The sequence below is a fragment of the Pseudomonas sp. RC3H12 genome (genome assembly GCF_018596375.1).
In the GTDB taxonomy this organism is placed as follows: Bacteria; Pseudomonadota; Gammaproteobacteria; order Pseudomonadales; family Pseudomonadaceae; genus Aquipseudomonas.
Map to the genome: position 1 here is coordinate 3,455,456 of NZ_CP075595.1, position 13,842 is coordinate 3,469,297.

The following is a 13,842-nucleotide window of genomic DNA, read 5'->3' on the forward strand; positions in this document are numbered from 1 at the left end:
CGGCAAGCCGGCTCCCACAGGGTTATGCCGTACCTGTGGGAGCTGGCTTGCCAGCGATGGGCCGCACAGCGGCCCCGTTCTGTCTCAAGGGGTACGGTTACGCCGCGTCTCGATGATGTTGGGCAACTGCGAGATCCTGCCAAGCAGGCGCCCGAGAGCGTCCAGCCCAGGGATCTCGATGGTCAGCGACATCAAGGCGGTGTTGTCTTCCTTGTTCGAGCGGGTGTTGACCGCCAGCACGTTGATCTTCTCGTTGAGCAGCACTTGCGACACGTCGCGCAGCAAACCCGGGCGGTCGTAGGCACGGATGATGATGTCGACCGGGTAGGTCTGCACCGGGATCGGCCCCCAGCTGACCTGGATCATGCGCTCCGGCTCCTTGCCCGCCAACTGCAGCACCGAAGCGCAGTCCTGGCGGTGAATGCTCACGCCACGACCCTGGGTGATGTAGCCAACGATGGCATCGCCCGGCAGCGGCTGGCAGCAGCCGGCCATCTGCGTGAGCAGGTTGCCGACGCCCTGGATCTGGATGTCGTTGCGCTTGCCCGAACGGATGCCCCGCGCCTGGCGCGGGATCAGCTCGACCGGCTCCAGGCGCTCGGGTTCGAGCAACTGCTGGGCGGCGTTGACCATATGCGCCAGGCGCAGGTCACCGGCACCGAGGGCGGCGAACATGTCCTCGGCGGTCTTGACGTTGGCCTTCTCGGCCAGGCGCTCGAAGTCCACCTGCGGCAGGCCCAGACGCGACAGCTCGCGCTCGAGCAGGGTCTTGCCGGCGGCGACGTTCTGGTCTCGGGCCTGCAGCTTGAACCAATGGACGATCTTGGCCCGGGCCCGCGAGGTGGTCACGTAGCCCAGGTTGGAGTTCAGCCAGTCGCGACTCGGGCTACCGTGCTTGCTGGTGATGATCTCCACCTGCTCGCCAGTCTGCAGGCTGTAGTTCAGCGGCACGATGCGCCCGTTGATCTTGGCGCCACGGCAGTTGTGGCCGATCTCGGTGTGCACCCGGTAGGCGAAGTCCAGCGGCGTGGAACCCTTGGGCAGGTCGATGGCGTGACCGTCGGGGGTGAACACGTAGACGCGGTCCGGCTCGATATCGACGCGCAGCTGTTCGGCCAGGCCGCCGATATCGCCCAGTTCCTCGTGCCATTCCAGCACCTGGCGCAACCAGGAGATCTTCTCTTCGTAGTGGTTCGAGCTGGGCTTGACGTCGGTACCCTTGTAGCGCCAGTGGGCGCAGACGCCCAGCTCGGCTTCCTCGTGCATGCCATGGGTGCGGATCTGCACCTCGAGCACCTTGCCCTCGGGGCCGATCACCGCGGTGTGCAGGGAGCGATAGCCGTTTTCCTTGGGGTTGGCGATGTAATCGTCGAACTCTTTCGGAATGTGCCGCCACAGGGTGTGGACGATGCCCAGCGCGGTGTAGCAGTCACGCACTTCCGGCACCAGCACGCGTACCGCACGCACGTCGTAGATCTGGCTGAACTCCAGGCCCTTGCGCTGCATCTTGCGCCAGATCGAATAGATGTGTTTCGCCCGGCCACTGATATCGGCGTTGACACCGGTGGCCAGCAGCTCATTCTGCAACTGGTTCATCACATCGCTGATGAACCGCTCGCGGTCCAGCCGGCGCTCGTGCAGCAACTTGGCGATCTGCTTGTACTGGTCGGGCTCGAGGTAGCGGAACGACAGGTCCTCGAGTTCCCACTTGATATGGCCGATACCCAGGCGGTGCGCCAGCGGCGCATAGATGTCGAACACCTCGCGGGCCACGCGCAGGCGTTTTTCGTCATCGGCGGACTTCACCGCCCGGATGGCGCAGGTACGTTCGGCCAGCTTGATCAGCGCCACGCGCACGTCGTCGACCATCGCCACGAGCATCTTGCGCAGGTTCTCGACCTGCGCCTGGGAGCCGAGCACCAGCGACTGGCGCGGGCTGAGGCTGGCACTGATGGCCGCCATGCGCAGCACGCCGTCGATCAGCTTGGACACCACCGGCCCGAAGCGCTGGCCGACCTCGGCCAAGGTCACCTTGCCTTCGCGCACCGAACGGTAGATGACCGCCGCCACCAGGGAATCCTGGTCGAGCTTGAGGTCGGCGAGGATTTCGGCGATCTCGAGCCCCGCCTGGAAACTGGACGTGCCATCGGCCCAGGAATGCTTGGCCGGGTTGCCTTTCTTCTCGACCTCATGGGCAAACTCGCAGGCCTCTTTCAACCCCGGGCGATCGAGTTGCGAATCGACGCTCACCACATGATCGAGCCATGCTTCGAGATTGATACTGCCGTCGTTGTTGACCGGCTGGTGCACTCTCACCTGTACCATCTTTGCTTTACCTTTCCATACAGCGCACCACGCGGGTGCACTGGCTATCACCTGTGCGCCCCTCACTCCCTGAAGGCCGCACCAAGAGGGCCAGCCCGGCTAGCCCACTTCGAATAACGCCATGGCCTCGACATGCGCCGTCTGAGGAAACATGTCGAGAATCCCGGCCCTTTTTAACCGGTACCCCTGCCCGACCAGCACTTGCGCGTCACGCGCCAGCGTGGCCGGATTGCACGATACGTAGACCAGCCGTTTCGCACCCAGCCGGGCGATGCCCTGCACCACCTCGAAAGCCCCGTCGCGCGGTGGATCCAAGAGTACCGCAGAAAAGCCCTCGGCAGCCCATCCGGCGCCCGCCAAAGGCTGCGATAAATCGGTCTGAAAAAACCGTGCGTTATGCACATTGTTGGCGTGGGCGTTGGCCTCGGCACGGCTGACCATCGCCTGCACGCCTTCCACCGCAACCACCTCGCGCGCCTGACGCGCCAGGGGCAAGGCAAAGTTGCCCAGGCCGCAGAACAGGTCCAGCACCCGCTCATGCGCCTGGGGCGCCAGCCAGGCCAAAGCCTGCTGGATCATCAAGGTATTGACCTGGGCATTGACCTGGACGAAGTCGCCCGGTCGCCAGGCCAGCTCCAAGCCCCAGGGCTCCAGGGCAAAGCCCAGTTGCGCCGTAGCCTCCACCGGTGCCGGCTCGCCCTCGCCTTGTAGCCACAATTGGGCGCCGGCTTCGCGGCAGAATGCCTCGAGCCGCGCCAGGTCTTCACTTGGCAAGGGCGCCACATGCCGTACCAACACCGCCTCGGCGGTACCGCTGAACAGCTCCACATGCCCCAGCGCCTGCGGCTTGCTCAAGCTGCGCAACACGGTCGGCAGGTGGCGCATGATCGCCTGCAAGGGCTGTACCAGCACCGCGCAGTCGTCGATGGCAACGATGTCCTGGCTAGCCTCGGCGCGGAAACCGACCTCCAGCTGACGCGCCTTGGTATCCCAGCGTACCGCTACTCGCGCCCGGCGGCGGTAGCCGAATTCCGGTCCGCACAAGGGAACAGCCCACTCTTCGGGCTGCACGCCGGCCACCCGCTGCAACTGCTCGGCGAGCAGGCGCTGCTTGAGCGCCAGCTGGCCGTCATGGGGCAGGTGCTGGAGGTTGCAGCCACCACAGCGGGCGTAATGCCGGCAAGGCGCTTCACGGCGCTCGGGGCTGGCCTGGAACACCCGCTCCAGGCGCGCCTCGACCACCTTGCCGCGCGCAGCAAGTACCCGCGCCTCGACGTCCTCGCCGCCCAGCGCGCCGCTGACGAACCAGGTGCGCCCCTCGCTGAAGGCGATGCCGCGGCCGTCACCAGCCACGCGCTCGATCAGCAGGCGCTGCTTCTTGCCCACCGGCACTTGTGCGACACGGTTGCCGCCGGCCGGCTGGAAGCGCAGGCCGGTGTTGCTTTTCTTTCTGGACATCAGGTCGGATCGAACAGGCCGGTGGAAAGGTAACGGTCGCCGCGGTCGCAGATGATGGCGACCATCACCGCGTTCTCGACTTCACGGGACAGGCGCAGCATCGCCGCCACCGCCCCACCGGAGGATACGCCACAGAAAATGCCCTCTTCGCGGGCCAGGCGACGGGTGGTTTCCTCGGCCTCCTGCTGGGACATGTCGACCACGCGGTCGACCCGGGTGGCGTCGAAGATCTTCGGCAGGTACTCGTGGGGCCAACGGCGAATGCCCGGAATGGCCGAGCCTTCCATCGGCTGCAGGCCAATGATCTGCACCGCCGGGTTCTGCTCCTTGAGGTACTGCGAACAGCCCATGATGGTGCCGGTCGTGCCCATGGAGCTGACGAAGTGGGTGATCGTGCCCTGGGTCTGCTGCCAGATCTCCGGGCCCGTGCTGTTGTAGTGCGCGATCGGGTTGTCGCCGTTGGCGAACTGGTCAAGCACCAGCCCACGGCCTTCGGCCTGCAGTTTTTCCGCGAGATCGCGAGCCCCTTCCATGCCCTCTTCCTTGGTCACCAGGATCAGCTCGGCGCCATAGGCGGTCATGGCCGCCTTGCGTTCGGCGGTGGAGTTGTCCGGCATGATCAGGATCATCTTGTAGCCCTTGATCGCCGCTGCCATGGCCAGGGCGATGCCGGTATTGCCGGAGGTGGCTTCGATGAGGGTGTCGCCAGGCTTGATCTGGCCACGCAGTTCGGCACGGGTGATCATCGACAACGCCGGGCGGTCCTTGACCGAACCTGCCGGATTGTTGCCTTCGAGCTTGAGCAGCAAGGTATTGCTGGTGTTCCCGGTGATGCGCTGCAGGCGAACCAGCGGCGTATGGCCGACGCAGTCGGCGATGGTTGGGTACTGCAGGGTCATGGGCGTTTTCGCAATCCGGACGGCAGGGGCGCCTATCATACCGGCAAACCCGGCGCGGCCATATCACGCAATTGTCGGTGGTTATAGCGGGTAGCTATAAGGAGTTACTTCCTGGCCGCGGGCTTGCCCGCGCCGGACCAACCGATGGCCCCGCTTCATGGGCAGGCAGGCGCATGCACAGGCGTAGGCCACGCTCGCCATTGACCGCCCACACCAGCCCACCCTGGCGGCGGATCGCATTGCGGGCAATGCTCAAGCCCAAGCCGAAGCCACCGTCCCCGGGCCGTGCCCCGTCCAACCTGGAAAACGGCGCGAAGATCCGCTCGAGGTCTTCCTCGGCCACGCCACCGCCGTCGTCCTCCAGGTCGATACGCCAATACCCGCCTTCACGCCAGCCGCCCAGACGCACCACCCCCGCCTCGGGCGAGTGCCGGATGGCGTTGCGCAGCATGTTCTCCAGCGCCTGGGCAAGGTCGTTGAGGCTGCCCCGCACCCAGCAGTCCGCTGGCAACGCACAGCGCAACCGCCCAGGTGCCCAGCCGCTTTCGTAACAGGCATTTTCGCTGAGCAGGTCCCACAGCGCCGGCACCTGGATCGGCTCCAGGTTCAGCGGGGCGCGCTCGGCATCCTGCCAGGCCAGCTGCAAGGTGTCTTCGACCAGTTGCTGCATGCCGTCCACCTCGCGGTGCAGGCGTTCACGCAGGCGCTGCAGGTCGGTCTCGCCGTCGCAGGCCACGCGCAGGCGGCTGAGTGGCGTGCGCAGCTCGTGGGACAGGTCGCGCAGCAACTGCTGCTGCAAGGCCACGGTGCCCTGAAGGCGCTCGGCCATCTGATCGAAGGCACGGGCCAGTTCGCCCAGCTCGTCCTTGCGCCGGGTGGTTCGCGAATCCAGGCGCGCCGCCAGCTGGTCGGCGCGCCAGGCGCTGGCCTGTTCCCGCAATTGATTGAGCGGCACGATCAGCATGCGGTACAGGCCCACACACAACAGCAAGGTAAACAGTCCAGGGATGATGCCGTTGGTGACGATGCGCCAGAACAACCGGTACTGGCCCGGGTTGAAGCGTTCCGGCAGCTCGATCACCAGCATGCCCTGCTCCGGCGCGCCGGGGAACGGCAGACGCAACCAGGGCTGGCCGATACTGCGCCGGCTCATCGGCCAGTCGACGCCGCGCAGGCGGGTCAGGCGCTGGGCCTGCCCGGCGGTCAGGTCGGCACTGCCCAACGGCTGCAGGTCGCCATCGAGCACTCCCACCCAGCCTTGCTCGCGCCCACGCATCCCGGCCAGCCAGGCGTCGACACCGTCAGCGCCGCCGCTGCGCCAGGCCTGCTCCGCCTCGGCCGCGTAACCCCGCAGCACTTGACGCGCAGTTTCGGAAAGGAAGGCGTCCTGGGTCTCCATATGGCGACCCCAGCTGTAGCTGAGGCCGATCATCAGCAGACAGAAGCCCACCAGCAGGACGGTCAGTTTCCAGAACAGCGAATGGCGATCGAGCACGGTTCAGTCGGCCTCGCCCACGCCGAACACATAGCCCTTGCCCCAGACGGTGCGGACCTGCCGCTCGTGATAGCCGATGGCCTTGAGCTTGCGGCGGATCTGGCTGACGTGCATGTCCAGGCTGCGGTCATGCCGCGAGTAGCCACGCTGCAGCACCTGCTGGTAAAGGAACGGCTTGCTCAGCACCTCATCCTGGCTGCGATGCAGGGTGTCGAGCAGGCGGTACTCACTGGGGGTCAGGCCGGCCCAGGCGCCAGCGAGGCAGACATCGGCCGCCTGCTCATCGAAGCGCAACTGCCCCGCCGCCGCCTCGCGTGGCGCCAGCGCCCGCCGCTCGAAGGCCACCCGGCGCAGGATCGCCTCGATGCGCACCCGCAGCTCGGCGAAACTGAAAGGCTTCGGCAGGTAGTCGTCCGCTCCCCGCTCGAAACCGCTGATACGGTCGGCCTCGGCCCCCAGCGCGGACATCAGGATGACAGGCGTGGCGCTGCACCGGCGCAGGCTGGCCAGGGCATCCAGGCCATTGAGGCCAGGCAGCAGGATATCCAGCAGAACCAAGTCGAAGACCTGTCGCCCCGCCGCCTCGAGGCCTTCCAGGCCACTGCGGCACCAAGTCACTCGGAAACCACCGCGGCGCAGCTCTTCGTGCAGGTAGGCACCCAGCACGGGGTCGTCCTCGATGGCCAGGATATTGGTGGCGCGAATAGCTTCAGGATGCATTGGCAACTGCCATCGATTCTCAGTTGCGTGATTATTGGGCAAGCGCTCCTGGCAAGGCAACCATTGCCCGACTGACGCACCATCGAGGGACCAGCCTCACTTGGCAAACAAAAAGCCTTACAAATGCCCCCGGTGCGGAGTAACGTTCCCGCTGATGCGCGAACAGCGCTTTTAAAGGCACATGACAGGAGACAGGTGTGCTCGACCGTTTGGGAATCCGCAGCCGCGTCCTGCTGCTGGCCTTGCTCCCCGCCAGCCTGATGGCCCTGGTGCTGGGCAGTTACTTCACCTGGTTGCAACAGAGCGACCTGCGCACGCAGCTGCTGCAACGCGGCAAGATGATCGCCGAGCAGTTGGCGCCCCTGGCGGCGCCGGCCCTGGCCCGCCAGTCCCCGGCGCAACTGGAGCGCATCGCGGCCCAGGCCCTGGAGCAGGTCGACGTGCGCGCCGTGGCGTTCCTCGCCGCCGACCGCACGCGCCTGGCCCACGCCGGCCCCAGCATGCTCAACCAACCGCCCAGCGGCGGCACCGGCACGCAACTGCTGCAGCGCACCGGCAATGATGCCACCCGCTACCTGATGCCGGTGTTCGGCCATCACCGCGACCTGGCCACCGATGCCGTGCCCGCCGAGGCCGAGCGCCTGCTTGGCTGGGTGGAGATCGAGCTTTCCCACGACGGCACCCTGCTGCGCGGCTACCGCAACCTGTTCACCAGCCTGCTGCTGATCCTCGCTTGCCTGAGCCTGACCGCGCTGCTCGCCCTGCGCATGAGCCGCACCATCAACGACCCGATCAACCGCATCAAGCACGCGGTCAACCAACTCAAGGACGGCCACCTCGACGAACGCCTGCCGGCCATGGGCAGCCACGAGCTCGACGAACTGGCTGCCGGCATCAACCGCATGGCCGAGACCCTGCACAGCGCCCACGAAGAGCTGCAGCACAGCATCGACCAGGCCACCGAGGACGTGCGCCAGAACCTGGAAACCATCGAGATCCAGAACATCGAGCTGGACATGGCGCGCAAGGAGGCCCTGGAGGCCAGCCGCATCAAGTCCGAATTCCTCGCCAACATGAGCCACGAGATCCGCACCCCGCTCAACGGCATCCTCGGCTTCACCCACCTGTTGCAGAAGAGCGAGCTGAGCCCGCGCCAGCTCGACTACCTCGGCACCATCGAGAAATCCGCCGACAACCTGCTGGGGATCATCAACGAGATCCTCGACTTCTCCAAGATCGAGGCCGGCAAGCTGGTGCTCGACAGCATCCCGCTCAACCTGCGCGACCTGATCCAGGACACCCTGACCATCCTTGCCCCGGCCGCCCACGCCAAGCAGCTGGAGCTGCTCAGCCTGGTCTACCGCGACACCCCGTTGTCGCTGGTAGGCGACCCGTTGCGGCTCAAGCAGATCCTCACCAACCTGGTGAGCAATGCCATCAAGTTCACCCGCGAAGGCACCATCGTCGTGCGCGCCATGCTCGAGGACGAGCAGGAAGACAGCGTGCAACTGCGCATCAGCGTCCAAGACACCGGCATCGGCCTGTCGCCGCAGGATGTGCGCACCCTGTTCCAGGCCTTCAGCCAGGCCGACAACTCGCTGTCGCGCCAGCCCGGCGGTACCGGCCTGGGCCTGGTGATCTCCAAGCGCCTGATCGAACAGATGGGGGGCGAAATCGGCGTCGACAGCACGCCGGGCGAAGGCTCGCAGTTCTGGATCAGCCTCAACCTGCCCAAGGCCCACGACGACACCGAGGAGCAACCCGCCCAGGCCCTGGTCGGCCGTAGCGTGGCCATCGTCGACGGGCACGACTTGGCCCGCCAGGCGTTGGAGCACCAACTGGAGGACTGCGGCCTGGCGGTCAGCGTGTTCGCCTCCTGCGACCAGCTGCTGCACGGCGTGCAGGCGGCTAGCCAGGCCGGGCAGCCGTTCGAGTTCGCCGTGCTCGGGGTCAACCTCGGCAGCCTGGCGCCGGAACAATTGGGGCAGTACCACCAACAGCTCGAGCGCCTGGGTTGCCAGTGCGTGGTGCTGTGCCCCACCACCGAGCAACCGCTCTACCATCCTTACCTGCCCAACGCCCACGGCCAATTGCTGGCCAAGCCCACCTGCACGCGCAAGTTGCGCCGCCTGCTGCTGGAACTGGTACAACCCCGCCGCCCAGTATGCGAGCAGCGCAGCAACGGCGGCCAGCGCATGCCCAAGCTCCTCTGCGTCGACGACAACCCGGCCAACCTGCTGCTGGTGCAGACCCTGCTCGAAGGGATGGGCGCCGAGGTACTGGCGGTGAACAGTGGCTATGCCGCGGTGCAGGCCGTGCAGGACGAGCCCTTCGACCTGGTGCTGATGGATGTGCAGATGCCCGGCATGGATGGCCGTGCCTGCACCGAACAGATCCGCCAGTGGGAGGCCAGCCAGAGCGGTCCGCCCCTACCCATCGTGGCCCTCACCGCCCACGCCATGGCCAACGAAAAGCGCGCCCTGCTGCACAGCGGCATGGACGATTACCTGACCAAGCCGATCAGCGAGCGCCAGTTGGCCCAGGTGGTGATGAAATGGACCGGCCTGAGCCTGGGATCACCGCCGCAGGAGCGCCCCAGTGAGCGCCTGCCCGACAGCAGCGAGCTGAAGGTGCTCGACCCGGAGGAAGGGCTGCGCCTGGCCGCCGGCAAGCCGGACCTGGCGGCGGATATGCTGGCCATGCTCCTGGCCTCGCTGGAGTCCGACCGCGAGGCCATCCAGGCCGCTCGCGACGCGGCCGATCGCAATGCCATGATCGAACGGGTACACCGACTCAACGGCGCCTCGCGTTATTGCGGCGTACCGCAGTTGCGCGCGGCCTGCCAGCGCAGCGAGACCTTGCTCAAGCAGGACAGCCCCCAGGCATTGCAGGCCCTGGACGAACTGGACCAGGCCATCAGCCGACTGGCCGAGCAGGCGCGCGAAAGCGCCTGAATCCCCCATAGGCTTCGCAAGAGTCGTGGGAGCGGCCGTGCGTCTTGCCCCGCGACAGGGCCGTCACAGATCAATACCCGATCTACCTGACGGCCTAGACTGTTGCCGACTCACAGAAGGAAGCCCCCCATGCGCGCCCTGTTGTTCAGCAGCCAGCACTACGACCAGGAAAGCTTCACCCGCGCCGCCAGCGCGGGCGCCCTGGAGCTGCACTACCAGCCCGCCCGCCTGACCCTGGACACCGCAGCCCTCGCCCAGGGCTTCGAGGTGGTCTGCGCCTTCATCAACGACGAGCTCAACGCCCAGGTCTTGCAGCGCCTGGCCGCTGGCGGCACACGCCTGATCGCCCTGCGCTCGGCCGGCTACAACCACGTCGACCTGGCTGCCGCGCAGCGCCTCGGGCTCAGCGTGGTGCGTGTACCGGCCTATTCGCCGCACGCCGTCGCCGAACATGCCGTGGCGCTGATCCTGGCCCTCAACCGCCGCCTGCACCGGGCCTACAACCGCACCCGCGAAGGCGATTTCACCCTGCACGGGCTGACCGGCTTCGACCTGCACGGCAAGACCGTCGGCGTGGTCGGCACCGGCCAGATCGGCGCGGCCTTCGCCCGCATCATGGCCGGCTTCGGCTGCCAGCTGCTGGCCTACGACCCCTACCCCAACCCTGAGCTGGTCGCCCTCGGCGCCCGCTACCTGGAACTGCCCGAGCTGCTGCGCCAGGCACGCATCATCAGCCTGCACTGCCCGCTCACCGAGCACACCCGCCACCTGATCAACGCCCAGAGTCTGGCCCAGCTGCAGCCCGGTGCCATGCTGATCAACACCGGTCGCGGCGCGCTGGTCGACACCCCGGCACTGATCGACGCGCTCAAGAGTGGCCAGCTCGGCTACCTGGGGCTGGATGTCTATGAAGAGGAGGCGCAGTTGTTCTTCGAGGACCGCTCCGACTTGCCGCTGCAGGACGACGTGCTGGCACGGCTGCTGACCTTCCCCAACGTGATCGTCACCGCGCACCAGGCGTTCCTTACCCGCGAGGCCCTGGATGCCATCGCCGCCACCACCCTGGACAACATCTCCCGCTGGGCGGCAGGCAATCCGCAGAATCTTGTAAACGGTTGATGCTAGGATACGCGGCACTTTTGGAGGACCCATGGTCGAACACGATTTCCGCTACACCCTTTTCAACCCGCAACACACCTTGATCGAGTGCCGCGCGCTGGTACCGGGCCGCTACCAGGTCACCGGCAACGGCGGCTCGATCCAGAAAGGCGACGCACTGCTGGTTTCGCTCAAAGGCAGCAAAACCCTGTCCATGCGCCTGACCGTGGACAGCGTGCGCCACCTGATCAACCCCACCGGGCAGTGGGTGGCCGTGGCCCAGGGGCCAGTATTCAACGAACTGGAAATCCACGAGTGGCAGGTCAAGTGCGACGGCTGCGACGCGGTGCTGGACTTCGAGTTCGCCGTCGAAGCCAAGCTCGGCAAGAAGGGCCACGCCCCGGCAGCCACCGCCCGTGTCCAGGAGCTGGGCTGGGCCAGCCAGGGCGACAAGCACCTGTGCCCGCAGTGCCAGGAGCGCGCCTGAGTGAAACAGCTGCTGACCGGCGTGCTGATCGCCACCGGCCTGATGGGCTGCGCGTCACAACCTTCGAAGCTGCAGCAGGAGCAAAGCTACCTGCTGGAGTGGATTGGTGAACGCCCGCTGATCGACTACAGCCACCTGACCCTGACCCTGGCCAGCGATGGCCGTGCCTATGGCAATGCCGGCTGTAACCACTGGTTCGCGCCCTACACGCTGGACGGCGAGCACTTGAGCTTCGGCAAGGTCGGCAAGACCCGCAAGCTGTGCGCGCCAGCGCTGATGGAGCAGGAGAAACGCTTCCTGCAGGCGCTGGAGACGGTGCAGCGCTGGGACGTGTCGCCAATCGAGCAGATCCGCTTCTGGCCGGCCGAGGGCAAGCCGCTGCGGTTCTGGCCTGAGGAAGGCTGAAACCATCGCGGGGCAAGCCGGCTCCTACGTGGGAGCGAGCTTGCCCCGCGATGCAGGGTTCAGGCGCCGCCTTTCAACGCCTTGATCTTGGCCTGCAAACCCTCGAGGGTCTGCTCGCCCAGCAATTGCTCACGCACCTTGCCCTTGTCATCGATGATATAGGTCACCGGCAGCGCCTCGCTGCGCGGCAGCTCATAGCGCTCGGCCGGGTCTTGCGCGAGCACGGTGAAGCCGATGCCGAGGGTCTCGGCGGCGGCCTTGAGGTCGGCGCCCTGCAAGCCATCGAAGTTCACCCCCAGCACCTTGATGCCCTGGGCATCCCACTGCTTCGCCGCAGCATTGAGCTCGGGGATTTCGGTACGGCACGGGCCGCACCATTCGGCCCAGTAATTGAGCACCAACCAGTGCCCGTCGACCTGTTCGGCCTTCACCGTATTGCCGTGCTGGTCCACGCCGTAGTCCGCACCGCAGCCGCCGAGCAGCAGGCTCGCGGTGATGGCCAGTGCAGCTGCCAAACGCCTTGCCATGGGTCAATCCTTCTCGAAGTTTTCAAGCATTGAAGTCGGTCGCTGCGGTTAGAATAGCCGCCACACCCAGCTGGATGCGACCCGTCATGACCGATCTGACCCTCTATCATAACCCGCGCTGCTCGAAATCCCGCGGCGCCCTGGAACTGCTCGAAGCGCGCGGCCTCGCACCGACCATCGTGCGCTACCTCGAGACCCCGCCGGACGCCGCCACCCTCGAACAGCTGCTCGCCAAGCTGGGCATCGGCGCGCGCCAACTGCTGCGCACCGGCGAAGACGAATACAAGGCACTGGAGCTGGCCAACCCAGCCCTGAGCGACGCTCAGCTGATCAAGGCGATGGTCGAGCATCCCAAGCTGATCGAACGCCCGATCCTGGTCGCAGGCGACAAGGCCGTGATCGGACGCCCACCCGAGAAGGTCCTGGAGATCCTGCCGTGAGCGAACCCTACATCCTGGTGCTGTACTACAGCCGCCACGGCTCCACCAGCGAGATGGCCCGGCACATTGCCCGCGGCGTCGAGATGGCCGGTCTGGAGGCGCGCCTGCGCACGGTGCCGGCGATCTCCACCGAGTGCGAAGCCGTGGCCCCGGACATCCCGGCCAGCGGCGCGCTGTACGCCACCCTCGACGACCTGCGCCACTGCGCGGGCCTGGCCATGGGCAGCCCGACCCGCTTCGGCAACATGGCCGCACCGCTCAAGTACTTCCTCGACGGCACCAGCAGCCTGTGGCTGGGCGGCGAGCTGGTGGGCAAGCCAGCGGCGGTGTTCACTTCCACCGCCAGCCTGCACGGCGGCCAGGAAACCACCCTGCTGTCGATGCTGCTGCCGCTGATGCACCACGGCATGCTGGTCACCGGCCTGCCCTACAGCGAGTCGGCGCTGCTCGATACCCGCGGCGGCGGCACCCCATATGGGGCCAGCCACCATGCCGGCGCCGACGGCAAGCGCGAGCTGGACCAGCACGAGATCACCCTGTGCCGCGCCCTCGGCCAACGCCTGGCCAACACCGCCAAGGCCCTGGGTGGCCAGCGTGGCTAGAAAACCCAAGGTGCTGCCGCCACTGGAGTGGCTCGCCCCACGCGTACGGCTGACCCGCGCCCTGAGCCTGGCTTGCTTCTTCGGCCTGATCGCCCTGCTGGTGGTGAACAACCTGTGGTTCGCCAACCTGCACGGGGCGCGGGTCGAAGTGATCCTGGCCATCGAGCTGATCCCCCTACTGCTGCTGCTGCCGGGCATGCTGATGGGCAGCGCCCGGGCGCATGCCTGGACCTGCTTCGTGGTCAATATCTACTTCATCAAGGGCGTGCTGGCCGCGTTCGACCCCGCCCGAGCGCTGTTCGGCTGGGTCGAGGTGCTGGTGAGCCTGGGGCTGTTCGTCAGCGGCTTGCTGTTCGTGCGCTGGAAGTTCCAGCAGGATCGACGCCTGGCTGGCGAAGGTGCCTGAACGTATCGGGGCCGCGTTGCGGCCCC

At 66.5% G+C, this 13,842-nt stretch carries 13 protein-coding genes; 7 read left to right on the forward strand and 6 right to left on the reverse strand.

Annotation, left to right across the window (positions count from 1 at the left end):
• Positions 1-84: 84 nt before the first annotated feature.
• The 5 genes from relA to KHO27_RS15740 form a co-directional block, all read right to left on the reverse strand.
• The gene (gene relA / locus KHO27_RS15720) at positions 85-2,325 is read right to left on the reverse strand and encodes a GTP diphosphokinase (RefSeq protein WP_046854530.1); all 2,241 of its coding nucleotides are present in this window, start codon (positions 2,323-2,325) and stop codon (positions 85-87) included.
• 99 nt (positions 2,326-2,424) lie between these two features.
• Entirely contained in the window at positions 2,425-3,783 is a 1,359-nt protein-coding gene (rlmD, locus tag KHO27_RS15725; protein WP_111532586.1) for a 23S rRNA (uracil(1939)-C(5))-methyltransferase RlmD, read from the reverse strand.
• Entirely contained in the window at positions 3,783-4,682 is a 900-nt protein-coding gene (cysM, locus tag KHO27_RS15730) for a cysteine synthase CysM (RefSeq protein ID WP_110701169.1), read from the reverse strand. Before cysM ends, rlmD begins: the two co-directional genes overlap by 1 nt.
• 94 nt (positions 4,683-4,776) lie before the next feature.
• Entirely contained in the window at positions 4,777-6,177 is a 1,401-nt protein-coding gene (locus KHO27_RS15735) for a HAMP domain-containing sensor histidine kinase (protein WP_214500453.1), read from the reverse strand.
• A gap of 3 nt (positions 6,178-6,180) precedes the next feature.
• Positions 6,181-6,897 carry a response regulator transcription factor gene (locus tag KHO27_RS15740; RefSeq protein WP_214500454.1) on the reverse strand — a complete coding sequence of 239 codons (717 nt, stop codon included), beginning with the start codon at positions 6,895-6,897 and terminating at the stop codon, positions 6,181-6,183.
• A gap of 197 nt (positions 6,898-7,094) precedes the next feature.
• Here KHO27_RS15740 and KHO27_RS15745 point away from each other — a divergent pair, with 197 nt between their 5' ends.
• The 4 genes from KHO27_RS15745 to KHO27_RS15760 all read left to right on the forward strand — a co-directional run bounded on the left by KHO27_RS15745 (position 7,095) and on the right by KHO27_RS15760 (position 11,841).
• Positions 7,095-9,851: a response regulator gene (locus KHO27_RS15745; RefSeq protein WP_110701175.1), complete on the forward strand. Its 2,757-nt coding sequence runs from the start codon at positions 7,095-7,097 to the stop codon at positions 9,849-9,851.
• 129 nt (positions 9,852-9,980) lie between these two features.
• Entirely contained in the window at positions 9,981-10,970 is a 990-nt protein-coding gene (locus KHO27_RS15750) for a 2-hydroxyacid dehydrogenase (RefSeq protein WP_214500455.1), read from the forward strand.
• Positions 10,971-11,001: 31 nt separating this feature from the next.
• Positions 11,002-11,436: a hypothetical protein gene (locus KHO27_RS15755; RefSeq protein ID WP_046854523.1), complete on the forward strand. Its 435-nt coding sequence runs from the start codon at positions 11,002-11,004 to the stop codon at positions 11,434-11,436.
• On the forward strand, positions 11,437-11,841 hold the full coding sequence (locus KHO27_RS15760) for an META domain-containing protein (RefSeq protein ID WP_110701179.1): 405 nt from the start codon (positions 11,437-11,439) through the stop codon (positions 11,839-11,841). It begins immediately after the preceding gene.
• A 59-nt stretch (positions 11,842-11,900) separates the two neighbouring features.
• Here the strand turns inward: KHO27_RS15760 and KHO27_RS15765 are convergent, their stop codons facing one another.
• Positions 11,901-12,368, reverse strand: a complete 468-nt coding sequence (locus tag KHO27_RS15765) for a TlpA disulfide reductase family protein (RefSeq protein WP_214500456.1) — start codon at positions 12,366-12,368, stop codon at positions 11,901-11,903.
• Positions 12,369-12,454: 86 nt separating this feature from the next.
• Here KHO27_RS15765 and arsC point away from each other — a divergent pair, with 86 nt between their 5' ends.
• Genes arsC through KHO27_RS15780 form a run of 3 tightly spaced genes read left to right on the forward strand, consistent with a single transcriptional unit; the run spans position 12,455 to position 13,816 of the window.
• The gene (gene arsC, locus KHO27_RS15770; protein ID WP_110701183.1) at positions 12,455-12,808 is read left to right on the forward strand and encodes an arsenate reductase (glutaredoxin); all 354 of its coding nucleotides are present in this window, start codon (positions 12,455-12,457) and stop codon (positions 12,806-12,808) included.
• Entirely contained in the window at positions 12,805-13,410 is a 606-nt protein-coding gene (gene wrbA / locus KHO27_RS15775; RefSeq protein WP_046854520.1) for an NAD(P)H:quinone oxidoreductase, read from the forward strand. The genes arsC and wrbA overlap by 4 nt, the downstream gene beginning before the upstream one ends.
• Positions 13,403-13,816, forward strand: coding sequence for a DUF2069 domain-containing protein (locus KHO27_RS15780; RefSeq protein WP_031315197.1), 414 nt, complete (start codon positions 13,403-13,405; stop codon positions 13,814-13,816). Before wrbA ends, KHO27_RS15780 begins: the two co-directional genes overlap by 8 nt.
• The last annotated feature ends 26 nt before the right edge of the window (positions 13,817-13,842 follow it).

Coding starts and splice junctions, on each gene's coding strand:
- relA (WP_046854530.1), bottom strand. CDS start 2,325: ATGGTACAGGTGAGAGTGCACCAGCCGGTCAACAACGACGGCAGTATC.
- rlmD (WP_111532586.1), bottom strand. CDS start 3,783: ATGTCCAGAAAGAAAAGCAACACCGGCCTGCGCTTCCAGCCGGCCGGC.
- cysM (WP_110701169.1), bottom strand. CDS start 4,682: ATGACCCTGCAGTACCCAACCATCGCCGACTGCGTCGGCCATACGCCG.
- KHO27_RS15740 (WP_214500454.1), bottom strand. CDS start 6,897: ATGCATCCTGAAGCTATTCGCGCCACCAATATCCTGGCCATCGAGGAC.
- KHO27_RS15750 (WP_214500455.1), top strand. CDS start 9,981: ATGCGCGCCCTGTTGTTCAGCAGCCAGCACTACGACCAGGAAAGCTTC.
- KHO27_RS15755 (WP_046854523.1), top strand. CDS start 11,002: ATGGTCGAACACGATTTCCGCTACACCCTTTTCAACCCGCAACACACC.
- KHO27_RS15765 (WP_214500456.1), bottom strand. CDS start 12,368: ATGGCAAGGCGTTTGGCAGCTGCACTGGCCATCACCGCGAGCCTGCTG.
- arsC (WP_110701183.1), top strand. CDS start 12,455: ATGACCGATCTGACCCTCTATCATAACCCGCGCTGCTCGAAATCCCGC.